This is a genomic window from Kitasatospora sp. NBC_00240 (assembly GCF_026342405.1).
GTDB lineage: Bacteria > Actinomycetota > Actinomycetes > Streptomycetales > Streptomycetaceae > Kitasatospora.
The window spans coordinates 6,126,442-6,149,749 of sequence record NZ_JAPEMU010000001.1; the positions used below are offsets into that span (position 1 = coordinate 6,126,442).

Annotated in this window: 22 protein-coding genes; 13 read left to right on the forward strand and 9 right to left on the reverse strand. The window is 73.4% G+C overall.

Translation table 11 applies throughout. The features are described from left to right. Positions 1 to 37 precede the first annotated feature (37 nt). Positions 38 to 574, reverse strand: a complete 537-nt coding sequence (locus OG689_RS26150) for an HNH endonuclease signature motif containing protein (protein WP_266323315.1) — start codon at positions 572 to 574, stop codon at positions 38 to 40. Positions 575 to 913: 339 nt separating this feature from the next. Between OG689_RS26150 and OG689_RS26155 the strand changes: the two genes are divergently transcribed. Beyond that, positions 914 to 3,328, forward strand: coding sequence for a chitinase C-terminal domain-containing protein (locus tag OG689_RS26155; protein ID WP_266327441.1), 2,415 nt, complete (start codon positions 914 to 916; stop codon positions 3,326 to 3,328). A 138-nt stretch (positions 3,329 to 3,466) separates the two neighbouring features. Here OG689_RS26155 and OG689_RS26160 read toward each other — a convergent pair whose 3' ends face one another. Continuing rightward, positions 3,467 to 4,177, reverse strand: coding sequence for a hypothetical protein (locus OG689_RS26160; protein WP_266323316.1), 711 nt, complete (start codon positions 4,175 to 4,177; stop codon positions 3,467 to 3,469). Between the two features lie 246 nt (positions 4,178 to 4,423). Further along, complete coding sequence (gene bcp / locus OG689_RS26165; protein WP_266323317.1) at positions 4,424 to 4,900, reverse strand: thioredoxin-dependent thiol peroxidase; 477 nt, start codon at positions 4,898 to 4,900, stop codon at positions 4,424 to 4,426. 141 nt (positions 4,901 to 5,041) lie between these two features. Here bcp and OG689_RS26170 point away from each other — a divergent pair, with 141 nt between their 5' ends. The 3 genes from OG689_RS26170 to OG689_RS26180 all read left to right on the forward strand — a co-directional run bounded on the left by OG689_RS26170 (position 5,042) and on the right by OG689_RS26180 (position 7,120). Beyond that, positions 5,042 to 5,386, forward strand: coding sequence for a DUF3618 domain-containing protein (locus OG689_RS26170; RefSeq protein WP_266323318.1), 345 nt, complete (start codon positions 5,042 to 5,044; stop codon positions 5,384 to 5,386). 230 nt (positions 5,387 to 5,616) lie between these two features. Next, positions 5,617 to 5,919, forward strand: coding sequence for a co-chaperone GroES (locus OG689_RS26175; protein ID WP_229912727.1), 303 nt, complete (start codon positions 5,617 to 5,619; stop codon positions 5,917 to 5,919). Positions 5,920 to 6,094: 175 nt separating this feature from the next. Beyond that, positions 6,095 to 7,120, forward strand: coding sequence for a hypothetical protein (locus OG689_RS26180; protein WP_266323319.1), 1,026 nt, complete (start codon positions 6,095 to 6,097; stop codon positions 7,118 to 7,120). Here the strand turns inward: OG689_RS26180 and OG689_RS26185 are convergent. Further along, positions 7,108 to 7,791 (reverse strand): hypothetical protein, encoded by a 684-nt coding sequence (locus OG689_RS26185; RefSeq protein ID WP_266323320.1) that lies wholly within the window; start codon positions 7,789 to 7,791, stop codon positions 7,108 to 7,110. The genes OG689_RS26180 and OG689_RS26185 overlap by 13 nt on opposite strands. A 214-nt stretch (positions 7,792 to 8,005) precedes the next feature. Here OG689_RS26185 and OG689_RS26190 point away from each other — a divergent pair, with 214 nt between their 5' ends. Beyond that, positions 8,006 to 9,190, forward strand: coding sequence for a winged helix DNA-binding domain-containing protein (locus OG689_RS26190; protein ID WP_266323321.1), 1,185 nt, complete (start codon positions 8,006 to 8,008; stop codon positions 9,188 to 9,190). 116 nt (positions 9,191 to 9,306) lie between these two features. Here the strand turns inward: OG689_RS26190 and OG689_RS26195 are convergent, their stop codons facing one another. Next, entirely contained in the window at positions 9,307 to 11,706 is a 2,400-nt protein-coding gene (locus tag OG689_RS26195; RefSeq protein ID WP_266323322.1) for a transglycosylase domain-containing protein, read from the reverse strand. A 399-nt stretch (positions 11,707 to 12,105) separates the two neighbouring features. Between OG689_RS26195 and OG689_RS26200 the strand changes: the two genes are divergently transcribed. From OG689_RS26200 to OG689_RS26220, 5 genes are all read left to right on the forward strand, one after another. After that, positions 12,106 to 12,975, forward strand: coding sequence for an ABC-2 family transporter protein (locus OG689_RS26200; protein WP_266323323.1), 870 nt, complete (start codon positions 12,106 to 12,108; stop codon positions 12,973 to 12,975). Further along, complete coding sequence (locus tag OG689_RS26205; RefSeq protein ID WP_323189329.1) at positions 12,968 to 13,831, forward strand: ABC-2 family transporter protein; 864 nt, start codon at positions 12,968 to 12,970, stop codon at positions 13,829 to 13,831. The genes OG689_RS26200 and OG689_RS26205 overlap by 8 nt, the downstream gene beginning before the upstream one ends. A 61-nt stretch (positions 13,832 to 13,892) precedes the next feature. After that, positions 13,893 to 14,852: an ATP-binding cassette domain-containing protein gene (locus OG689_RS26210; RefSeq protein ID WP_266323324.1), complete on the forward strand. Its 960-nt coding sequence runs from the start codon at positions 13,893 to 13,895 to the stop codon at positions 14,850 to 14,852. Between the two features lie 225 nt (positions 14,853 to 15,077). Further along, positions 15,078 to 16,373 carry a DUF445 domain-containing protein gene (locus OG689_RS26215; protein WP_266323325.1) on the forward strand — a complete coding sequence of 432 codons (1,296 nt, stop codon included), beginning with the start codon at positions 15,078 to 15,080 and terminating at the stop codon, positions 16,371 to 16,373. A gap of 100 nt (positions 16,374 to 16,473) precedes the next feature. Further along, a complete protein-coding gene (locus OG689_RS26220; protein ID WP_266323326.1) occupies positions 16,474 to 17,517 on the forward strand; it encodes an adenosine deaminase in 1,044 nt (347 codons plus the stop codon). A 90-nt stretch (positions 17,518 to 17,607) separates the two neighbouring features. Here OG689_RS26220 and OG689_RS26225 read toward each other — a convergent pair whose 3' ends face one another. After that, positions 17,608 to 18,591 (reverse strand): YidC/Oxa1 family membrane protein insertase, encoded by a 984-nt coding sequence (locus OG689_RS26225; protein WP_266323327.1) that lies wholly within the window; start codon positions 18,589 to 18,591, stop codon positions 17,608 to 17,610. Positions 18,592 to 18,666: 75 nt separating this feature from the next. Further along, entirely contained in the window at positions 18,667 to 18,960 is a 294-nt protein-coding gene (locus OG689_RS26230; protein WP_266323328.1) for a DUF6412 domain-containing protein, read from the reverse strand. A gap of 160 nt (positions 18,961 to 19,120) precedes the next feature. Here OG689_RS26230 and OG689_RS26235 point away from each other — a divergent pair, with 160 nt between their 5' ends. After that, complete coding sequence (locus OG689_RS26235) at positions 19,121 to 19,402, forward strand: type II toxin-antitoxin system prevent-host-death family antitoxin (protein ID WP_266323329.1); 282 nt, start codon at positions 19,121 to 19,123, stop codon at positions 19,400 to 19,402. Then, the gene (locus OG689_RS26240) at positions 19,395 to 19,817 is read left to right on the forward strand and encodes a type II toxin-antitoxin system VapC family toxin (RefSeq protein ID WP_266323330.1); all 423 of its coding nucleotides are present in this window, start codon (positions 19,395 to 19,397) and stop codon (positions 19,815 to 19,817) included. Before OG689_RS26235 ends, OG689_RS26240 begins: the two co-directional genes overlap by 8 nt. 105 nt (positions 19,818 to 19,922) lie before the next feature. On the opposite strand, the gene OG689_RS26245 is transcribed toward OG689_RS26240, so the two are convergent. Further along, complete coding sequence (locus tag OG689_RS26245; protein ID WP_266323331.1) at positions 19,923 to 20,996, reverse strand: Gfo/Idh/MocA family oxidoreductase; 1,074 nt, start codon at positions 20,994 to 20,996, stop codon at positions 19,923 to 19,925. Between the two features lie 63 nt (positions 20,997 to 21,059). Next, positions 21,060 to 22,160 (reverse strand): lytic polysaccharide monooxygenase, encoded by a 1,101-nt coding sequence (locus tag OG689_RS26250; protein WP_266323332.1) that lies wholly within the window; start codon positions 22,158 to 22,160, stop codon positions 21,060 to 21,062. 327 nt (positions 22,161 to 22,487) lie between these two features. Here OG689_RS26250 and OG689_RS26255 point away from each other — a divergent pair, with 327 nt between their 5' ends. Further along, complete coding sequence (locus tag OG689_RS26255) at positions 22,488 to 23,267, forward strand: HAD-IIA family hydrolase (protein WP_266323333.1); 780 nt, start codon at positions 22,488 to 22,490, stop codon at positions 23,265 to 23,267. The last annotated feature ends 41 nt before the right edge of the window (positions 23,268 to 23,308 follow it).

Consider the following 23,308-nt stretch of genomic DNA (forward strand, 5'->3'; position numbering starts at 1 on the left):
CTTGGCTGCCGAAACGAAATGCACGCCGCTTTCGGGCTCAGGCCTGGCCGGCCGGCGAGCCCTCTTTGAGAGGTGGCCGGCCGGACGCTGATCGGGTGGCGCCCCGCGCGCGCCGGTTTCTCCCGCAGTAGGTGTCCGTGGTGGCGTGGCAGTTCGGGCAGAGCGACCTGAGGTTGCCGGGGCGGTTGCCCGACCAGTTCCCGTTGATGTGATCCACTTCGAGGGTGAGCGGCTCGCCGAGCCACTCGGGCCCTATGCCGCAACCTTCGCAGCTCTCGGGCCGGCCGAGCTCTGTCAGGGCCTGGCGGATCCTCCTCCCCGGAAGCCGCCCGTTTTCCGAAGGGCGTTCCACGAGGATCTCCTCGGGGGCCAGCCTGCTCGCGGGTGCCTTGCCCTGATTGTGCGCCTGTCCGGTGAAGTGCGAGGTGTCGATCCCGTAGTGCTTGAGCCGCTTGCTCGGGTAGCTGTGGGTGCCGCCCGCCAGTGGGACGCCGAGGCGCCGCATCATGTCGTCGATGCTGCTGGATCCGGCGGCCGGCTCGGTGAGCAGTTCGCGGGTGTACTTGATGGTCATGCGTGTCCCTCCGGGTCAAATGGCGCACCCGTCCCCCACTCGTACAAACGACTGTTGGGGCGTCTGGGTCACGGGTATGCAGGAGAGTTGGGCCGGCGCAGGGCGCTGAGGTGGCAAGTTGGTAACTTCTTTGCCAATTGGTACGGACCTATTGACCGGAGTGGTCCAGACCACATAGCTTCAGCGCCAATCTTGTATCCCCCACGTGCGTGCTCCCCCACAGGTACGCGCCGGCACTCTCTCCTGGAGGACCGAGTGTTGATCCGAAGCACGGCCGAGGAGCGTCCCACCGCTGCTCGCCGCGAGAAGAGCCCCGGCGTCCGGGCGGGCCTCGCCACGCTGGCCGCCGCCGGGCTGGCCGGCCTGCTGGTCGCCACGCTGGGCGCGGCGCCCTCGCAGGCGTCGGCCACCGTCGACAACGCCAGCTGTCGCCCCGACGGCATGTACGCCACGCCCGGCGTGGACGTGCCCTACTGCTCCGTCTACGACGAGGCCGGCCGCGAGAAGATGGGCGCCGACCACCAGCGCCGCATCATCGGCTACTTCACGGGCTGGCGCACCGGTAAGGACGGGACCCCCGCCTACCTGGTCAACAACATCCCGTGGGACAAGGTCACCCACCTGAACTACGCGTTCGGGCACATCGGCAGCGACAACAAGCTGTCGGTCGGCACGGACGGCCCGAACAACGAGGCCACCGGGATGACCTTCCCGGGCGTGGCCGGCGCGGAGATGGACCCGACGCTCCCGTACAAGGGCCACTTCAACCTGCTGACCAAGTACAAGAAGCAGTACCCGAACGTCAAGACGATGATCTCGGTGGGCGGTTGGACCGAGACCGGCGGCTACTTCGGCGACGACGGCAACCGGGTCAACTCCGGCGGCTTCTACTCGGTGACCACCAACGCCGACGGCACCGTCAACCAGGCGGGCATCGACACCTTCTCGGCCTCGGCGGTCGACTTCATCAAGAAGTACGGCTTCAACGGCGTCGACATCGACTACGAGTACGCGACCTCGATGAAGGACGCGGGCAACCCGCAGGACTGGACGCTGGCCAACGCCCGGCGCGGCGCGCTGGCCAAGGGCTACGCGGCGCTGATGAAGACGCTGCGCGAGAAGCTGGACCGGGCCGGCGCCGCCGACGGCAAGCACTACCTGCTGTCGGTCGCGGCCCCGTCGTCCGGGTACCTGCTGCGCGGCATGGAGACCTACCAGCCGGCGCAGTACCTCGACTACGTCAACATCATGTCGTACGACCTGCACGGCGCCTGGAACAAGTACGTCGGCCCGAACGCCTCGCTGTTCGACGACGGCAAGGACAACGAGCTGGCGTCGGCCAACGTCTACGGCACCGCCCAGTACGGCGGCATCGGCTACCTGAACGCCGACTGGGCGTTCCACTACTTCCGCGGCGCGATGCCGGCCGGCCGGATCAACGTCGGCCTGCCGTACTACACCCGCGGGTTCAAGAACGTCACCGGTGGCACCAACGGCCTCTGGGGCACCGCGAGCGCCACCACCTGCCCGGCCGGCGCCGGTCTCACCGCGTGCGGTGACGGTGCCGTCGGCATCGACAACATCTGGAACGACAAGGACACCGCAGGCAAGGAGTCCCCGGCCGGGTCGAACCCGATGTGGCACGCCAAGAACCTGGAGAAGGGCGTCGTCCCCGACTACCTCGCCAAGTACGGCCTGACCGACACCGCGCTGCAGGGCACCTACACCCGCAACTACAGCTCCAGCCTGGTGGCGCCGTGGCTGTGGAACGACACCAAGAAGGTCTTCCTCTCGACCGAGGACGAGCAGTCGGTGGCCGCCAAGGCGGACTACATCGTCAACCAGGGTGCCGGCGGCACGATGATCTGGGAGCTCGCGGGCGACTACAAGTGGGACGCGGCCGCCAACGGCGGCAAGGGCCAGTACGTGCAGGGCTCGACGCTGACCTCGCTGATGTACGACAAGTTCAAGGCCGCCTCGCCGTACGGCGCGACCCGCTCCACGATCGCGCTGCCGCAGCAGACCCTGCCGATCGACGTGACGTACACCAACTTCGCTCTGGGTGACTCGAACTACCCGATCAACCCGAAGCTCCACATCGTCAACAACTCGACGCTGACCCTGCCGGGCGGCACCGAGTTCCAGTTCGACTACAGCAACTCGGCCCCGGGCAACGCCAAGGACCAGTCCGGCTTCGGTCTGACCGTCATCAAGCAGGACAACCCGGGCCCGGGCAACGTGGGCGGCCTCAAGGGCACCTACAACCGCGTCTCGGTGAAGCTGCCGGGCTGGCAGTCGCTGGCGCCGGGCGCCTCCGTCGACCTGGACTTCACCTACTACCTGCCGGTCTCGACCCCGGCCAACTGGACGGTGAACGTCGCGGGCACGCTGTACGGCCTGACCGGCGACCTGACCCGCGGCTCGACCGGCGGCACCTCCTCGCCGAGCCCGACCGCGACGGCCACCGCCTCGCCGACCGTCACGGCCTCGCCCACCGCGACCGCCTCGCCGACCGCCACGGCGACCGCGACGGCCTCGCCGACCGCCACCGCCACGGCGACCGCTTCGCCCACCGCGACGGCCACCGCCGGTGCCTGCACCGGTGCCCCGAGCTGGGACGCCGGCGCGACCTACGCGACCACCACCAAGGTGTCGTGGAAGGGCCACTACTACAGCAACAAGTGGTGGACCAAGGGCGAGGACCCCACGACCACCGGTGCGTGGGGCGTCTGGAGCGACCTCGGAGCCTGCTGATCGGATGACAGCGGCTCACCGAGGTGAGTGACGGCGGTGGCGGTGCACCCGGTCGGGGGGTGTGCCGCCACCGCTTCGTTCCGTCCCGGCCCCCGCGGCCGTGGCCGGACCAGGGGGCTCAGGGGCGCGCCCGCGGGCTCAGTGCTCGACGTCGGAGCGCATCGCGAGGAACAGTGCGGCGGCTTCCTTGACGGTGGTCCGGGGGAAGAGCGCGACGCCCGCCGTGCCGGCGTCCGCCCAGCCGCAGAGCACGTCGGTACTGGGGGCCTCGGGCAGGCCCAGGCACTCGACCGAGCCGCCCAGCGGCCCGGGCCCGTAGGGCGCGGCGGTGCCGGGGGTGCCGGTGGAGCCGTTCTGCAGGGCGTGGTCGATCAGGCCGCGCCAGAGGTGCTCGCGGCGCTTGTTCGAATCCTCCGGGACGTTGTCGACCGCGACCAGGAGGATCCGGCGACCGTCCCCCTTGCCGGCCGGCGCGTACTCGGAGACGACCAGGTTCATGCCGGGCCGCATCTCCCCGGGGTCGATGACCACGTCGGACACGGCGCCCGGCCCGGTGTACACGGCCAGCCCGCCGGCCGTCCGCGCCGCTGCGACCTGCCGCTTCCCGGCCGGGGCCGCAGTGGTGGTGGGGGCCGGCGCGGGAGTCCTGCTCGCCGCGGGCGCGGTGCTCGCGGGGGCGGCGGCCGGACTGCTCGGGGCTGCGACGGGCGCGGTCGCGGCGGGGCCGTCGGCGACGCCGGGATTCTCCTCCGGTCCGCAGGCGGTGAGCGCGAGGGCGGCCGCCAGGGTGGTCGCGGCGGCGAGGGCGAGGCGGGCGGGGCGGGCGGCGACGGGTCTGTGGCTCGGCACGGTCACTCCAGGGGCGCGGCGGGAACCGGGCTGCTGGACCCGGTGCGCAGTACCCTAGGGGCGCCAGGTCGCCGGCCGCCGGTGCTTGGCCTCATCAGGACACCATCGGGACAGAGCGGTGACAGACCGCCACGGGCCCTGCGGGCTGTTTCGGCCCTGCCGGCGGCTCCGGCACGGCGGGACCCGCACGGCGGACCCCTGGCACGGCGGGCCCGCGCGGGGCCCGCCGGCGGTCGGGCGGCGGGATCAGGCCGCGGCGATCTTCAGGTCACGGAGCAGCTTGGCCACGTGGCCGGTGGCCTTGACATTGTACAGGGCGTGCTCGACCTTGCCCTGCTCGTCCACGATCACGGTGGAGCGGATCACGCCGACGACGGTCTTGCCGTAGAGCTTCTTCTCGCCGAAGGCGCCGTAGGCCTCCAGGACGGACTTGTCCTCGTCGGCGAGCAGGGTGACCTTGAGGTCCTCCGTCTCGCGGAACTTGCCGAGCTTCTCGGGCTTGTCCGGGGAGATGCCGACGACCTCGTACCCGGCGCCGGAGAAGGCCTCCAGGTTGTCGGTGAAGTCGCAGGCCTGGGTGGTGCAGCCGGGGGTGAGGGCGGCGGGGTAGAAGTACACGATCACCTTGCGACCGAGGTGGTCGGCGAGGGACACCTGCTTGCCGTCGGCGTCGGGCAGGGTGAAGGCAGGCGCGGTGTCTCCGGCCTGGAGGCGCTCGCTCACGGTGGATCTCTCCTCGTGTGGACTGGTGGTCGTACCACGGCAAACTTACCTCTGTTGGTGGGTGGGGCCGCGCGTGGCGGCGGGTCAGCTGACAAACTGGGTCGGTCGTACAGGACAACATCGGTGAATGGGGTGGCCCTAGTGGGCGAGGCGAGCACGAAGGACAAGGCGGACACGCGGACGGCCGCCCAGATCGAGGCGGACATCGCGCGGACCCGCACCAAGCTGGCGTCGACCCTGGACGAGCTCGCGGTGCGGGTGCACCCGTCGACGGTCGCCGCGCAGGTGAAGGCCAAGGCGGTGGCGTCGGTGGAGCAGAAGGCCGGCCGGGCGTACGTGGCGGCGAGCGGGGCGGTGGAGAAGGCGAAGGCGCAGTTCACGGACGAGAAGGGCCGCCCGCGCAAGGAGCGGATCGTGCCGGCCGCGCTGGTCGGCGTCGGTGTGGTGCTGCTGGTGGCGTCGGCGCGCAGGCGCCGGCGGGGCTGAGCCGCGGTACCCGCCGGCCGGCCCTCGTGGGTACGGCCCGCGGAGCCGGCGGGGGAGCGGGGCGCGGGCCGGGTGCGCCGGATGTGCGTACCCGGCCTTCCGCATGCCGGGCCAGGGTCACGCGGGTGCCCGGGGGCGGGTACGGTCGGGGCGTGAGTACCAACGACGCGCGGACCCCGCAGGACGAAGCACCTCGCCACGACCGGCTGGGCGAGAAGCTGCCGATCAAGATGCTGCACGACCGGGTGCTGGTGAAGACCGAGGGGGCGGAGGGCGAGCGCCGTTCGACCGGCGGCATCCTGATCCCGGCCACCGCGGAGCTGAGCAAGCGGTGCACCTGGGCGGAGGCCGTGGCAGTCGGCCAGAGCGTCCGGTCGGTGGAGCCGGGTGACCGGGTCCTGTACGACCCGGAGGACAAGCTGGAGGTCGAGGTGCGCGGCGCGACCTACGTGCTGCTGCGCGAGCGCGACCTGCACGCGGTGGCGGCGACGCGCTTCGGCGACACGGAGGGGTCGACCGGCCTGTACCTCTGAGCAGCCTGTACCTCCGATCGGCGCGGCGGCCGGGTGCCCGGCCCGGGTACCGGCGAAGGGCCGGGTGTGCCAGGCCCGGCGGGCCGCAGCCGCGTGGGCCGGAGCCGGTGACGAGGTGCCGCCCGACGGCGGAGCTGCGGATGCGTCGCCGGTGGGTGCGGCGCAGGCTGGGCCTATGCCTGAGCCGCGCCGCCCGAGAGTCCTGGTCCGGCCGCCGAGGAACCGGCCTCCGCGCGGCGGCCGGGGGCCCGGCGGGGAGCGGGTGGCCGGGGAGCCCGGGGCGGAGCGCCCGGCCGGCGGCCTCGGCCCGCTGCTGAGGAAGGCCGCGTACGTGGTGGCGCCCGGAACGGTCGTCGTCGGGTTGCTGTACTACTTCGGGAGCACCTACACCGCCGCGTACTACGCGTTCTTCGGCGTGCCGACGAGTGACCTGTCGTTCTCGGTGCAGGCCTATCTGGGGAACAGTACGAACGCGGTGTTCCTCCCGCTCTGGTTCTTGCTCTGCTGCGGCCTGACGGCCACCCTGGTGCTCGGTCTGGCTGACGGCAGGCTGGGGCAGGCCGGTTCCGCCGCGGTGTGGCGCCGGATCCGCCCCGGGCTGTTCCTGGCGGGTCTGGTCGTGCTGTTGCTGGGGTTCGCGGTCTTCCTGGAGCCGGCCTGGTGGTCGCACTCGGTGGTGTCCCGGCTGCAGCCCGGCTGGCCGCGTGAGCTGATTCCGCCGTTGGTGGTGGCCGCGGGTGCGGGGCTGGCGATCGTGGCCGTGTCCCTGCGCCGGCTGGGCGGGCGGCCGCCGCAGGAGGGTCTGCTGGGTGAGCGGGTGTGGACGGCGGCTGCGGCCTTCCTGGTCGCGATGCTGGTCCTGACCGTCTTCTTCGCGCTCGCCCGGTATGCGGGCGACGCGGGCCGGGCGAAGGCCGGCGCGGACGCGGGGTCGGGCTTCAAGGGCAGGGCGTTCGTCCTCGTCTACCTGCGCCACCCGATGGTTCACGACGTCACCGGTATTGCCTTCCAGGACATGGGTGAGGGCGGCGGGCCGTTCCGGTACCGGTACGCGGGTTTCGTCGTCCTGGCGAAGTCGGCGTCCCGCTACTACCTGGTGTCGCACGAGTGGCGGCCGGGGAACGATGTGACGGTCGTCCTGCCGGACGACGACTCGGTCCGGGTGGAGGTGCGGGGGGACTCCGCGCGCTACGGTGAGTAGGTGACGGGGGCGGAGGCGCGGCCGGCGGACGGGGTGTCCGGGGCCGGGGCGGTGCTTCCCGGAACGGCGGACGGCGGAGGCTGGGACCGGTCGTCGACGGCCGTTCCCGTGAGCTGTGCGTGGATGTCCGGGCCGGAGGTCTCGACGCTGAGGTCGGCTGTTTTCTGTCCTGCGGACTCCGGGGAGAAGTCGATGCTGACCGTGCAGGTTCGGCCTGCTCCGATGGTGGCGCCGGTGCAGTTGTCCTCGGTCACCTCGAAGTCGGTGTTCGAGACGTGCACGCCGCGCACGATGACCACCTCCGGGCTCGCCTGCCCGCTCGCCTGGCCGGTCGGTCCCTGGAACACGAGGAGCATCGGTGACGCGCCCGGGTGGCTCAGGGGTGACGAGGCCACGCTGCTCGGGGGTGAGGCGCCCGAGGTGTCCGGCCGTGGCTCGCCCGCGCCCACGAAGCCCAGGGACGTGGTGGGGAAGCTGATCGTCTTCACCGTGCCGTTTCCGCCGCTGCCCGGGAACAGCGTTTCCACTGCAGTGATCGGCCGGTAGGACGGGTCAGGAGTGGGGTCGGAGCAGCCCAGGGAGAACAGGACGAGACCCACCGCGAGTGGCAGCCGCGCGCCCCGCAGGGTGGTGGGCGAGGTGGTCGGACCGCCCGTGCGCGACCTCGGCAAGGATTCCTCCGCGGGTACCTGGGGCACAACTGCCTTCGTTCGTGTGCCGTCAGGTTTGCACGGTGTGACCGGAAAGGGCCGGATCGTCGAACCGTGGCGGCCCGCGGTCACCCGGACGCCGGGGGCCGGTCGTCCCGGCGCCCGGACGGTCTGCCGCTGCCGGTCCCGCCGATCGCCGTGATCGGGCCGGACGGCTGCATTACTGTCCCCGGGTATGACCGGAACGAGTGGCAGTCGCCCGAGGATCAGTGACGAGCAGCGCCGGGCCCGGCTGGGTGAGCGGCATCTGCTGGTGCCCGCCCGGCGGGCGGAGTCGGTGGAGCAGGTGGCGGACGCGGTGGTCGGGCTGCACGCGACGGACGCCGCCACGGTGTACCTGTCGGCCTGCGCGCGGCTGGCCGAGCCGTCGGCGGCCGAGGTGGAGCGGGCGCTGTACGACGACGTGACCCTGGTGAAGCTGCTGTCGATGCGTCGCACGATCTTCGCCGTGACCGAGGGGTTCGCGCCGTACGTCAGCTCCTCGACGGCGCGGGCGATCGCGGCCAAGGAGCGGGCGACGCTGGTGAAGCACCTGCGGGAGTTCGCGGAGGGCTGGGACGAGGCGCGGCTGGAGCGGACCGAGCAGGCGGTGCTGGCGGCGCTGGAGGTGCGCGGTGAGGCGACCACGGCGGAGCTGTCGGCGGACGTGCCGGAGTTGCGCGAGACCATGCTGATGGCGGCGGGCAAGCCGTACGAGGCCCGGCAGAGCGTGGGCAGCCGGCTGCTGCGTCTGCTGGCCTCGGACGGGCATGTGCGGCGCTGCCGGCCGCGCGGTTCGTGGCTGAGCAGCTCCTACCCGTACGCGCCGGTGCGGCAGTGGCCGGAGCTGCCGGTGCGCGAGGCGAAGGCCGAGGTGGCGCGCCGCTGGCTGGCCTCGTACGGGCCCGCCACGGTGGAGGACCTCAAGTGGTGGACGGGCTGGACGCTCGGGGACACCCGGCGGGCGCTGGCGGACGTGGGCGCGCAGGAGGTGGCGCTGGGGGACGGCGCCGCCGGGGTGGTGCTGCCGGGTGACGTGGGTGTGGTGCGGGCGTCCGGGCCGTGGGCGGCGCTGCTGCCGGCGCTCGATCCGACGGTGATGGGGTGGCGGGGCCGGGACTGGTACCTGCGGGCGGAGGACGTGCCGGCGCTGTTCGACCGGGCCGGCAACGTCGGGCCGACCCTCTGGTGGGACGGCCGGGTGGTGGGCGGTTGGGCGCAGCGCGCGGACGGTGAGCTGGTGTGGCGGTTGCTGTCGGACGTGGGGGCGGAGGCGGAGGCCGCGGTGGCGGCGGAGGCGGTCCGGTTGGCGGGGTGGCTGGGTGAGGTGCGGGTGACGCCGCGGTTCCGGACGCCGTTGGAGCGTGAGCTGGTGCGGTAGAAGGTGGGTGGCCCAGGGGCGGGATCGGCCGCTCCCTGGGCCGGGCCGGTGTCCAGGGCCGGTGTCCAGGGCCGGTGTCCAGGGCCGGTCTTCAGGGCGCCTGGCCGGGAGCGGGTTCACGGTTTGGGCGGGTACGGGGACGGCGGGGCCGCGACGGCCGGCGCGGGGCTGGCGGCGCCGGTCGGGGTCGGTGCCGAGGTGGGGGTGCCGCGGCTGGGGGCGCTGCGGCTGGGGGTGACGACGGGGCTCGGCGGCGGTGTGGGCCCGGGCCCGGCGGGCGGGGTGGGGTTGCCGGTGGGGTTGCCGGTGGGCGCGGGGGTGGGGGCGGAACTGGGCGCGGCCGTGGGGGTGCCGGCCGGCCGGGTGGCCGGTGAGGTGCCACCGCCGTTGCCCGGGGTGGCGGCCGGGCTGGGCTGGTTGTTGCCCTGGGCGGGGTGCAGGTCGAAGTGCTGGACCCGGCTGCCTTCGAGGGCGTCGGTCATGTAGGCGGTCCAGATCTCGGTGGGGAAGGTGCCGCCGTTGATCCGGGACAGGCCTGCGGTGCCGGCCAGCGATTCCTTGGCGTGGGTTTTCGGGTTCTCCCTGAACAGGCTTACCGTGGTGGCGAGTTCGGGGGTGTAGCCGGCGAACCAGGCGGCCAGGTTGGCGTCGGTGGTGCCGGTCTTGCCGGCGGCGGGCCGGCCGAGGGCGAGGGCGGCGGCGCCGGTGCCGCGGCCGCTGACCACGTCACGCAGCACCCCGGTGACGGCGTCGGCGGTGCCCCGGTCGAGGGCCGTGGTCGGCTCGTGCTCGGGCAGCCGGGGGATGTCGGAGTAGCCGGTGTGCTCCAGCTTGAGGACGGACCAGGGGCTGAGTGCCTGGCCGTGGTTGGCGAGGGCGGCGTAGACGCCGGCCAGGTCGATGGCGCTGGGGGTGACGGTGCCCAGTGTCATGGAGGTGTTGGCGGGGTCCATGCCGGGGACGTCGGCGGGGATGCCCAGGCGCAGGGCGGTCTCCCGGACTTCGGGCAGGCCGGCGTCCACGCCCTCCTGGGCGTACACGGAGTTGACGGACTTCACCATGGCGAGCCGCAGGGACACCGGGCCGTAGTCGGTGTCGTCCTCGTTGGGCGGGTCGTAGGGGGTGGGGCCGCCGACCACGTCGCGGCCGCTGGTGCCGTCGTAGACGGTCTCGGTGGTGATCCGGCGGCCGTCCTGGGTGGTGGCCTCGCCCTCGATGGCGGCGGCGAGTTCGAGCGGTTTGAAGGTCGAGCCGATCTGGTTGTCCTGGCGCAGGGCGTCGTTGAAGGGCTGCTTGGCGTAGTCGGGTCCGCCGTAGGCGGCGACGATCCGGCCGGTGGCGGCTTCGACGGAGGCACCGGCGACCCGGACGTCGGTGTCGGTGCCGGGCCGGGCGCGGGGGTCGAGCTCGTCGGTCAGTTCCTGCTGGACGGCGGCGGCGAAGGCGTCCTGCTTGGCCTTGTCGAAGCTGGTGGTGATCCGCCAGCCGCCGGCCTTGAGGGTGGCGGCGTCCACGGTGCCGGTGCTGGCGAGGTAGGTGTCGGCGATGTCGACGAGGTAGCCGCTCTGGCCGGCGAGGCCGACGGCGGGCCTGGGGTCGATCGGTTCGGGGAAGCTGGTGGCGGCGCGGGCGGCGGGGTCGAGGAAGCCGAGCGAGACCATGCCGTCCAGGACGTAGTTCCAGCGGGCGACGGCCCGGGTGCGGTTGGCGGGGGTGGCGTTCTTGACGTCGAAGGCGCTGGGAGCCTGCAGCAGCGCGGCGAGGTAGGCGCTCTGGGCGGTGGTGAGCCGGGAGACGTCGGTGCCGAAGTAGGCGTTGGCGGCGCTCTGGATGCCGTAGGCGTTGCGGCCGAAGTAGCTGGTGTTGAGGTAGCCGGCGAGGATCTGGTCCTTGCTCTGCCGCTGGTCGACCTTGAGCGAGATGAAGAGTTCCTTGACCTTGCGGGAGAGGGTCTGGTCCTGGGTCAGGTAGTAGTTCTTCACGTACTGCTGGGTGATGGTGGAGCCGCCCTGGGTGCCCTGGCCGGTGACGGTGTTCCAGCCGGCCCGGACCATGCCTTTGAGGTCGACGCCCTTGTTGCGGTAGAAGGTGCGGTCCTCGGCGGAGACGACGGCGTGCTGGGTGTCGGCGGGGATCTGGTCGAGGGTGACGTCGCTGCGGTTGACGGCTCCGGTGCGGGCCAGTTCGGTGCCGTCGGCGTAGTAGTAGATGTTGTTCTGGGCGACGGCGTGGGCGTTGGCGTCGGGCACGGGGACGATCAGGTAGAGCGTGACGAAGGCGGCGATGCCGAGCAGGAGCAGGCCGGTGAGGCCGGTGAGGAGCATCCGCCAGGTGGGGATGGCGCGGCGCCAGCCGGGCAGGGCGCGGCGGGCCCGGCGGCGGTCGGTGCGCCGGGCGCGGCGCCGGTCGCGGCGGGTGCCGTGGGCGGGGCCGCCGGTCGGTGGCCCGGTGAGCGCGGGGGGTGTGCCGGTGTGGGGCTGCGGGTCGGGCCGGTGGTCGGCGGGCTCCTGGCTCATGGGGTGATTATGTCGATTTGAGCGGTGATCAGGCGGTTCTTCCGGGAGTCGTGGCGGGGTGGTTCGGCGGCGGCCGGGCGCGGAACCGGGCGGTGTGGGTGGTCCGGTGGAGGCGGGGGCGGCGAACGGGGGCGTGGGGGCCGGGCGGTGGGGTCCGGGGGCGGGGAATTCGGCTGCGCCGGATGATCGGTGGCGGTACGGTGAAAGGTGAGAACCGCATAGCGCAGCCAGTGGGTGCGAGCTCCGCCCGCCGCCTGGGTCACCCCGGGGTCCGGCCGGTCGGAGCCGGTCCGTCGTGCGTCCGCGCGAGTCGGCGGGTGTCCCGGACCCGTCCGGGGCCCGTGGTCGCCCCTGGTCCGAGCCCTTGACCCGCTCCCATTAAGTCGACAAGGAGACAATATGCCGGTATCAGCGAAGCCCGGCGGACCGCCCCGCGGCCGCCCGCCGGGGGCGGCCCCCGGCGGCGCCGCCCGGGTCTACCTCGCGGTCGCCGCGGGCAGCTTCCGCCGCTACTCCACCTACCGTGCCGCGACCTTGGCCGGCGCCTTCACCAACACCGTCTTCGGCTTCATCCTGGCCTACAGCTTCCTCGCGCTCTGGCAGGCCCGGCCGGGCCTCGGCGGCTACGACACCGCGCAGGCCGTCACCTACATCTGGGTCAGCCAGGCGCTGCTGGTCACCGTCGCGGTCTGGGGCGGCGGCTTCCAGGACGACGTCCAGGAGCGCTTCCGCACCGGTGACATCGCCATCGACCTCTACCGTCCGGTGGACTTCCAGGGCTGGTGGCTGGCCGGCGACCTGGGGCGGGCCGGCTTCCACCTGGTGGCGCGCGGCGCGGCCCCGATGATCGCCGGGGCGCTCGTCTTCGACCTGCGGGTGCCGCACGACCCGCTGGTCTGGGCCGAGTTCCTGCTGTCGGTGCTGCTCGCCGTGCTGGTCAGCTTCGGGCTGCGCTACCTGGTCGTCCTCACCGGCTTCTGGCTGCACGACTCGGACGGCGTGCGGTCGGTGATGCTGGTGGTGTCGATGTTCTTCTCCGGGATGCTGCTGCCGATCGGGCTGTTCCCCGGCCTGCTCGGCGAGATCGCGCCGCTGCTGCCGTGGGCGTCGCTGGTGCAGGTGCCCACCGACGTCTTCCTGGGACGCAGTACCGGCGCCGGCCTGCTCGGCGCGCTCGGCTTCCAGGCCGCCTGGGCCGTGGTGCTGCTCGCGCTCGGCCGGGTCGTCCAACTGCTGGCGACCCGACGGGTGGTGGTCCAGGGTGGCTGACACCATGGCCGGCTCCGGGGTCGGCACCCGGGCCGACACCCTGCTGGAGCGCACCCGCTGGTCGGTGCGGGCCTGGTGGCTGATGGCCGGGATGTGGACCAGGGCGGTGATGTCCTACCGGGCGTCCTTCGTGCTGATGCTCGGCGCCAACATCATGATCACCTCGCTCGACTTCCTGGTGGTGGTGCTGATGTTCCAGCACACCGACCGGCTCGGCGGCTGGACCCTGCCCGAACTCGGCTTCCTCTACGGGACGTCCGGCTTCGCCCTGGGCATGGCCAACCTCTTCGTCGGCAGCACCGACGCGCTCGGCGCGCGGATCCGCGCGGGCACCCTCGACACCATGCTGATCCGGCCCGCCCCCGCGCTCGCCCAGCTCTGCGCCGAACGCTTCTCGCTGCGCCGGCTCGGCCGCCCGCTGCAGGCCGCCGCCGTGCTGGCCTGGTCGCTGACCGCGCTGGACGTGGCCTGGACCTGGGACCGCGTGCTGCTGGTGCCCGTCCTGCTGCTCTGCGGGACGGTCATCTTCTCGGCCCTCTTCATCGGCTTCGCCACCCTGCAGTTCTGGTGGGGGGAGGCCAAGGAGATCCAGAACTCCTTCACCTACGGCGGCGCCACCCTGCTGCACTACCCGCCGACGATCTTCGCCAAGGAGCTGGTCGCCGGGGTCGTCTTCGGCATCCCGCTGGCCTTCGTCAACTGGCTGCCCGCCCTGCGGATCCTCGACCGCCCCGACCCGCTCGGGCTCCCCACCGCCTTCCAGTACGCCTCGCCGCTGGCCGCCGTGCTCTGCGCCTACCTGGCGGGCCTGCTCTGGCGGGCCGGGCTGCGGGCCTACCGGGGCGCCGGCAGCTGAGCCCCGCCGCCGGCCGCTCGGCCCCGGCTCCCACCTCCAGTTCCAGCGAAAGGACCCTGGCATGGCACTGATCGAACTCGACGACGTCCGCCGCAGCTTCACCGTCCGCACCCGGACCGGCCGGCTGCGGCGCGAGAAACGCGAGGTCCACGCCGTGGACGGGCTGACCTTCGACATCGAGGCCGGCGCGTGCGTCGGCTACATCGGCCCCAACGGCGCCGGGAAGTCCACCACCATCAAGATGCTCACCGGCATCCTGGTCCCCTCCTCCGGGCAGCTGCGGGTGGCCGGCGTCGACCCGGCCCGGGAGCGCACCGCGCTCGCCCGCCGGATCGGCGTGGTCTTCGGCCAGCGCACCACCCTCTGGTGGGACCTCCCGCTGCGCGACTCCTACGAACTGGCCCGCCGGATCTACCGCATCCCCGACGACCGCTACCGGGCCAACCTGGCCCGCTGCGTCGAACTCCTCGAACTCGGCGGCCTGCTGGACACCCCGGTGCGCCAGCTCTCGCTCGGCCAGCGGATGCGCGGCGACCTCGCCGCCGCGCTGCTGCACGACCCGCAGGTGCTCTACCTGGACGAGCCGACCATCGGCCTGGACGTGGTCAGCAAGGGGCGGGTCCGGGAGTTCCTGCGCCAGGTCAACCGGGAGCAGGGCACCACCGTGCTGCTCACCACCCACGACCTGGTGGACATCGAGCAGCTCTGCGACCGGGTCATGGTGATCGACCACGGCCGGCTGGTGCACGACGGCGACCTGGCCGGGCTGCACGCGGTGGGGATGAGCGAACGCACCCTGGTGGTCGACCTCGCGGAGGCCCGTCCGCCGATCGAGGTGCCGGGCGCCCGGGTGGTCAAGGTGGACGGGCCGCGTCAGTGGCTGGCCTTCCCCGCGCAGCAGAGCGCCGCACCGGTGGTGGCCGCGGTCGCGGAGCGCTACCCGCTGGTCGACCTGTCGGTCCGCGAGCCGGCCATCGAGGACGTGATCGCGAAGATGTACGCCCGGGTGGCGATCGGCTGAGCCGGCGCCCGGTGTGCGGAAGGTGCTCCCGTCCACCGGGCCGGCCGCTCGGGTTGCTCCGGCCGCGTTCGGGCCGCTCGGGTTGCTCCGGTCGTGCGGGCCGATCGGCGGGCGTGTCCCGCCCGACGGCCGGTCACCCGCGGCCCGGGCGGCGGGCCGGGGCGTGCGGCGCGCGGGAGAGGGGTGGGGAGGATCACGCGCGCCGGTACGGGGCAGACTGGCGGGGTGAGCGACGAAGCGTCCGACCCAGCGGGCCCCGGTGTGAGGTTCACCGCGGCCGACGAGGAGAAGAGCCGCGGCGTGCGGCGGATGAAGGCGATCGCGACCGGTCTGCTGGGCTTCGCGAGCCTGGTCTTCGCGCTGGCGACCTGGGCGAAGGCCGCCGGCGCCGGCGCCTGGGCCGGCTATCTGGCGGCGGCGGCCGAGGCCGGCATGGTGGGCGCGCTGGCCGACTGGTTCGCGGTGACCGCGCTGTTCCGCCGTCCGTTCGGCCTGCCGATCCCGCACACCGCGATCATCCCGACCAAGAAGGACGCCTTCGGCAAGTCCCTGGGCGACTTCGTGGGTGACAACTTCCTGTCCGGGCAGGTGGTCCGCCGCCGGCTGGCCGCGCTGGGCATCGCCCGGCGGCTCGGCGAGTGGCTGGCCGCTCCCGGCAGCGCCGAGCGGGTCACCAAGGAGGCCTCGGCGGCGCTGCGCGGGCTGCTCGAGGTGCTGCGGGACGAGGACGTCCAGGCGGTGGTCAGCGAGGCCGTCACCCGGCGGGCCTCGGCGACCTCGGTGGCCGAGCCGATGGGCCGGATGCTCGGCAAGGTGGTCGCCGACGGCGGCCACCACGGGGTGGTCGACCTGGTGGCCGTCCGGGTGCACGACTGGCTCACCGAGAACCACGAGGAGGTCGTCCAGCGGGTCACCCAGAAGACCCCGGGCTGGACGCCCAGGTTCATCGACCACCAGGTCGGCGAGCGCGTCTACAAGGAGCTGATGCGGTTCGTCACCGACATCCGGGACGACCCGCAGCACCCGGCCCGGGGCGCCGTCGACAACTTCCTCGCCGACTTCGCCGCCGAGCTCCAGCGGGACCCGGAGACCATCGCCCGGGTGGAGCGGGCCAAGGCCGAACTGCTGGCCCGCGCCGAGGTGCAGGACCTGATCGCCTCCACCTGGGCCGCCGTCCGCTCGCTGGTGATGACCGCCGCCGAGGAGGAGGACAGCCAACTGCGGCTGCGGATCACCCGGGGGGTGCGCGACTTCGGCGCCCGGCTGGCCACCGACACCCGGCTGCAGGTCAAAGCCGACAGCTGGCTGCAGGACGCCGCGCAGTACGTGGTGGACACCTACCGGGACGAGATCACCTCGCTGATCTCCGACACGGTCGCCGGCTGGAACGCCGAGGACGCCTCCCGCAAGATCGAGGCGAACGTCGGCCGGGACCTCCAGTTCATCCGGATCAACGGAACGGTGGTCGGCGCCCTGGCCGGCCTGCTGATCCACACGGTCGCGGTGGCGCTCGGCGGCTGAGCCCGGCGGGCCCGCCGTGGCGCGTGCGTTCCCTGCTCCCCGGGAGGCTCGCGTAGCCTTGCGGGATCTGATGAGACGCGCGTAGAAAGAAGGTCACACCGTGGTCCAGCCGGACGGGAAGAGCGGCATCGAGGCGTTCATCGCGGGTATGCCCAAGGCGGAGCTGCACGTCCACCACGTCGGATCGGCCTCCCCCCGGGTGGTCGCCGAACTGGCCGCCCGCCACCGCGGCTCGAAGGTGCCGACCGACCCGGCCGCGCTCGCCGAGTACTTCACCTTCACCGACTTCGCCCACTTCATCGAGGTCTACCTCAGCGTCGTCGACCTGATCCGCGACGCCGAGGACGTCCGGGCGCTGACCTACGGCGTCGCCGAGGACATGGCCCGCCAGCAGATCCGCTACGCCGAGCTGACCGTCACGCCGTACTCCTCGGTCCGCCGGGGCATCCCCGACGTCGCCTTCATGGAGGCGATCGAGGACGCCCGCAAGTCGGCCGAGAAGGACCTCGGCGTGGTGCTCCGCTGGTGCTTCGACATCCCCGGCGAGGCGGGCCTGGCCTCCGCCGAGGAGACCACCCGGCTCGCCGTCGACCTGGCCCCGGAGGGCCTGGTCAGCTTCGGCCTCGGCGGCCCCGAGATCGGCGTGCCCCGCCCCCAGTTCAAGCCGTACTTCGACCGCGCCCGGGCGGCCGGCCTGCACAGCGTGCCGCACGCCGGCGAGAGCACCGGCCCGGAGACCGTCTGGGACGCCCTGCGGCTGCTCGGCGCCGAGCGGATCGGCCACGGGACCCAGTCCATGAAGGACCCGGCACTGGTCGACTGGCTGGGTGAGCACCGGATCCCGCTGGAGGTCTGCCCCACCTCCAACCTCGCCACCCGGGTGGTGGAGCGGATGGAGGAGCACCCGATCCGCCAGATGGTCGACGCCGGGCTGCTGGTCACAGTGAACAGCGACGACCCGCCGATGTTCGGCACCGACCTGAACACCGAGTACGGGGTGGCAGCCCGGCTGCTGGACCTCGACGAGGCCGGCGTCGCCGCGCTGGCGAAGAACGCCGTCGAGGCGTCCTTCCTGGACACCGCCGGCAAGACCAGGCTGACCGGTGAGATCGACACCTACCTGGACGGGTGGGACCGGGGCTGAGCCCTTGATCCCCCGAGCCCGTCCGGTACGTCCGGTTCCTCCCGTCCGGCCCGGTGGGCCCGCCCCGCACGGGGCGGGCCCACCGCCGTGTCAGCGCGCCTTGGCAGCCTTGCCCGCCTCGGCCGCTCGGCCCGCCTTGGCGCCGCCGGCGGCGGGCTCGGCGCTCCGGGGCGCCTTCCTGGCCCCCGGGACCTTCGCGGCCGCCGCTCCGCCGCCCCGGCCCGCCCGGGCGGGCGCGCCAGGCTTCGCGTCCCGCGCCGGCCTGGCCTCCTGCGCGGGCTTCGCGAGCTTCACGGTCTTCGCCGCCTTGGCCGCCTTGGCCGCCTTTGTCGCCTTCACGGGTTCCGCGGCCTTCGCCGGCCCGGCGTCCGGGACGGCCGGCAGTACCGGCGCCGGCGTGCCGCGGTGCAGCCAGGCGCGCTCGGCGGAGCTCCAAGCGGTGGTGGTGACCAGGTAGAGCCCGGCCGCCAGCGGGACGAGCGCCGCGAACAGCACCGTGCCGAAGGACAGGTACGGGAGCAGCGCCGCCCCGGGGGCCGGCGGGGCGCCCGCCGCCGTGGTGGAACCGGGCAGGCCGGTGCGCCGGGCCCGGCGGAAGTTCGCGTAGCCCACGGCCGCCAGCGCCGCGTACAGGGCGCCGAAGACCGCCAGCTGGGCCGGGCCGTGCGCGCCGCTCACGTGCATGCCGAGCGGGACGCCGAGGACGGTGTGGTCGAGCAGGTCGTTGGGCGTGGTGAACAGCCGGTACATCACCGAGAAGAACGGGATCTGCACCAGCATCGGCAGGCACCCCGCGAACGGTGACGCCTTCTCCTCCCGGTACAGCTCGGCCAGCGCCTCCTTGAGCTTCTCGGGCTTGCCCTTGTGCTTGCGGTTCAGCTCCGCCACCTGCGGGGCGAGCCTGGTGCGGGCCTTCTCGCCGCGGGCGGCGGCCCGGGCCAGCGGGTGCAGGGCGAGCCGGACGCAGACGGTGAACAGGATGATCGCGACGGCGGTCGGCAGGACGTGCGCGAGCGCGGACACGGCGGTGTGGGCCAGGCCCACCGCCGGGTCGAGGATCGACAGGACGGACATGGTGAAGAGAGCCCTCCGGGGTCTCGGGATCGAGAGGTCGGCGGAGGACGGCCGCGAGCTGCTGCGGTGAGGTGGTTACGCGGCCGTCGGGGCCGCGCCCGGTGCCCTGGGGCGGCGGCGGCCGCGGGCGTCCGGATCCCGTTGCGGGAGGAAGGCGGTGCGCAGCGCGTGGCGGCGCAGCGTCCCGTCGCGCACGGCGGCCGGGGCCCGTGCCCCGAGCAGCCGGCCGGTGGCGAGGGTGCCGGCGACCACGCCGGAGAGCAGCACCAGGGCGGCGGCCGCCGCGACGGCGGTCAGGCCGGAGGAGCCGGTGAGCAGGTCACCGGTGAGGACGCGCAGGAGCCCGAGCAGGGCGGCGAGCAGGGTCATCGTCGTCCTCCTCCTGGTGCGGGCCCGGCCGGTCGGCGGGCGGTGGGTGCGCGGGGCCGCGCGTGCTGTCGTCGCTGACGATGGTACGGGTGCGCGGGCGGTTCGTACGAGCCGTTGCGCACCTGTAGCCATCGGTGCTACACGGGGCTACCGTGGAGGGATGAAGACGATTACCCAGCGCGAGTTCCGCAACAACTCCGCCTCGGTGATGGACGCGGTGGAGGCGGGCGAGACGTTCCACATCACCCGTAACGGCGTCGAGGTCGCCGAACTGCGGCCGGTCTCCGGCCGGCGCAGGCTCAGCGCCGAGGAACTGGTGGCCCGGCACGGCCGGCTGCCCAAGGTCGACTACCAGCAGATGCGCAAGGAGGCCGAGGAGTTCTACGGCTCCGAGGACCTGCTCGGCGAGGACGACGACCCGTTCGAGCGTCGCCGTGGCTGAACGCCGCCGAGTCGCCCGGCGCCGCCCCGCCGGGGTGCTGGACACCTGTGTCTACATCGATCTGGCCCTGCTCGACCCGGCGGACCTGCCGGCCGTGCCGGAGCTGACCGCGATCACCTTCGCGGAGTTGCAGCAGGGTGTCGCGATGGCCCGCGACGCGCTCAGCCGGGCCGCCCGGCTGGAGGTGCTGGGGGCCGCGACGGCCGATTTCGACCCGCTGCCCTTCGACGCCGCCGCCGCCGCCCGGTACGGCACCCTGGTGGCGCTGACCATCGCGGCGGGGCGCCAGCCGCGCCCGCGCCGGATCGACCTGATGATCGCCGCGGTGGCCTCGGCGAACGGCCTGCCGCTCTACACCCGCAACATCGCGGACTTCCGGGGGCTGGGCGCGGCGGTCGAGGTCATCGCGGTCTGACCCGGACGAGCCGCCTGCCCGCCCGGCCTCCCGCCTGCCCCGCCGGTCTCTTCCGCGGTGCCGGGACGGGTGGGCCAGGTGGGACGGCCGTGACGGGCGGACGGTCTACCGGGGCAGCCTCACCACGGTGCCCGTGGCGGCGCCGGCGCGCGCCGCCTCCAGCACGGTCAGCGTGGCGACCGCGTCCCGCGGGTCGACCGGGAGCGGGCCGGTGCCGGCCAGGGCGGCGGCGATGCCCGCGTAGTAGGCGGGGTAGTCGCCGGGCAGGGTGGGGAGCGGCGCGGCGCTCTCGTTGGTGCCGAAGGCGCCGTGGTGGGCCTCCTCGTCGGCGCCCCAGGGGCGGGTGCCGTCGGGCCGGTGTCCGGCCTTCAGCTCGGCCTCCTGCGGGTCCATGCCGAACTTGACGTACCCGGCGCGGTCGCCGAGCACCCGCAGGCGCGGGCCGACCAGCGGGGTGACGGCACTGGTCCACAGGTGGGAACGGGCGCCGCCGTCGTGGGTGAGGGCGAGGAAGGAGTCGTCGTCGACCACGGCGCCGTCCCGGCGGGTGTCGATCTCGGCGTACACGCTCTCGACCGGGCCGAGCAGGGTGATCGCCTGGTCGACCAGGTGGCTGCCGAGGTCGTAGAGGGTGCCGCCGGCCTCGGCCGGGTCGGCCAGCTCGCGCCAGCCGGCCTTGGGCTTGGGCCGGAACCGCTCGAACCGGGACTCGAAGCGGTGCACGCGTCCGAGCGCGCCGGTCTCCACCAGGTGCCGGGCGGTCAGGAAGTCGCCGTCCCAGCGGCGGTTCTGGAAGACCGAGAGCAGCACGCCGCGGCTCTCGGCGAATTCGCAGAGGTCCAGCGCGGCGGCCGCGGTGGCGGCCAGCGGCTTGTCGACCACGGTGGCCAGCCCGGCCGTGAGCGCGGCCCGGGCCAGCGGGACGTGGGTGCGGTTGGGGGAGGCGACGACGACCAGGTCCAGGGCGTCCGGGTCGGCGAACAGGTCCTCGGGGGTGTCGACGGCCCGGGCGTCGGGGTGTTCCGCGCGGAGCTTCGCGCGGCGTTCCGGGTTGGCGGTGACCACGGCCTCCAGCCGTAGCCCGGGGGTGGTGGCGATCAGCGGCGCGTGGAAGGCGGAGCCGGCCAGGCCGTAACCGACCAGGCCGACACGGAACGGGGGGCGGGGCGCGGTGCTCATGCCGCCCACTCAATCACCGCGCCCGCCGCCCGTCGCTCCGCCACCACGGCCGCGGCGGCGTTTTCAGCGCGCGTGGGTGCCGGGGGCGCGCCGGCCGCGGCGCAGCGCGAAGACGGTGGCGCCGGCGAGCAGGAAGGCGGCCCCGATCGAGGCGAGGATGCCGAGTGAGCGGTCGGAGCCGGTCTGGGCGAGCCTCTCGGCGTCGGCGACGGCGGTGCTGCCTGCGGTTCCCTCGGTGTCGGCGGTCCCGGGCGCGGTGGTGGGGTTCGCGGTCAGCGCGGCGGCGGGGGCCGGTCCGGGGGTCGGGTCGGTGCTGCCGGCCGCGGCGGCGGGTACGGCGCCGGCGCCGCCCGGGGTGGCGGGTGCGGCGGGCGCGGGCGCGGTCGGGCTGCCGGCGGAGGTGGCGCCGGTGCCGGCCGTGCTGCCCGTGCCGGGGGTGGTCGGGGCGGTCGGCGTGGCGGGGTGGGAGTGACCGGCCCCGGCGCCGCCGGCCGGCGGGACGGGCGTGCTGCCGGGGGCGCTGCCGCTGCCGTCGAAGACCACGTCGGAGCAGGAGTAGAAGGCCTCGGGGCTGTCCGAGCGCTGCCAGATCGCGTAGACCAGCTGGCGTCCGGTCCGCCCGGCGGGGATCTTGGCGGGCAGGACGTAGGAGCCGTCGACGAGCTGCGGGTCGGTGACCGTGACGAAGGGCTGCGCGTCGAGGTTCGACCAGGCCAGCGGCTTGGCGGGGTCGTAGCCGCTGTTGGTGAGGAACAGCTGGAAGGTGCCCTTGTGCGGGGCGGTGGCCCGGAACCGGAAGGTGAAGTCGCTGCCGGAGGTGAGGTTGGTGGCCGGCCAGTCGGCACGGGCCAGGTCCATCCCCTTGTACACCTCGTTGCCGGCGCTGCAGAGCTTGCCGTCGGGGATCAGGCCCCGGTGCTGGCCGGCGGCGTCGCCGATCCGCAGGCTCATCCAGTCGTAGAGCGCCGCCGTGCCGCCGGCCGCGACGGCGGCCTTGCAGGCGGCCGACTTCGGGATCTCGGCGCCCTCCAGGTAGCAGCCCTCGACCCGGCTCAGCGGGTTCTGCATGGAGCCGTGCGCGACGGCCTCCGGGGCTGCGGCGGTGCCGGCCAGGGCGCAGCCGACGAGGGTGAGGAGAACGGTGGTCAGGCGGCGCTTGAGCATGGGCGGGGGACTCCTTCTGAGGAGCTGGGTGAGGGTTCGGTGCCTCACGCTAGCCCCGCCGGACGGCCGTACTGATGGGTAATCAGTGCGGTTAGGGGCGGCTTAAGGAGTCGTTGAGGGGGCCGTGCGGGCCGGCCCCGAAGTCCGGTGGGCGGGCAGTGCTGCCGTCGGGCAGGTGTGCGGATTAGGCTGTGCCCCGTTGGGGCAGCCAGCAGTACCCCCGGCCGCCCGGTGTTCCCTGCGGGAGTCCGGGCGGGTGGGGCGCGCACCGGAGACGTTGCGCAGCTCGTTTCGTACGACCATCGCAAGACTTCGGGAGACACGCACGTGGCAGACCGCAAGCCCATCGAGTCCTGGCTGACCGACATGGACGGCGTCCTCATCCACGAGGGCACGCCGATTCCCGGCGCTGAGGAGTTCCTCCGCCGGCTGCAGGAATCCGGCAAGCCGTTCCTGGTCCTCACCAACAACTCCATCTACACGCCGCGTGACCTCAGCGCCCGACTGGCCGGCATGGGCCTGAACGTGCCGGAGGAGCGGATCTGGACGTCCGCGCTCGCCACCGCGAAGTTCCTCAAGGGCCAGCGCCCGGGCGGCACCGCGTACGTCATCGGCGAGTCCGGTCTCACCACCGCGCTCTACCAGGCCGGTTACGTGCTGACCGACAACAACCCGGACTACGTGGTGCTGGGCGAGACCCGCACCTACAGCTTCGAGGCCCTCACCAAGGCGATCCGCCTGATCAACGCCGGTGCCCGCTTCATCTGCACCAACCCGGACGAGACCGGCCCCTCCACCGAGGGCGTGCTGCCGGCCACCGGCTCGGTCGCCGCGCTGATCACCAAGGCGACCGGCGTCGACCCGTACTTCGTCGGCAAGCCCAACCCGCTGATGATGCGCGAGGCGCTCAACAGCGCCGGTGCCCACTCGGAGACCGCCGTGATGATCGGCGACCGGATGGACACCGACATCGTCGCCGGCATGGAGGCCGGCATGGAGACCATCCTGGTGCTGACCGGCCTCACCGCCGCGGCCGACGTGGAGCGCTTCCCGTACCGGCCGACCCGGGTGGTCAAGTCCATCGCCGACCTGATCGAGATGATCTAGCGGCCGACGCCCGAACGGGCCCCGCTCCACGGCTGCCGGCC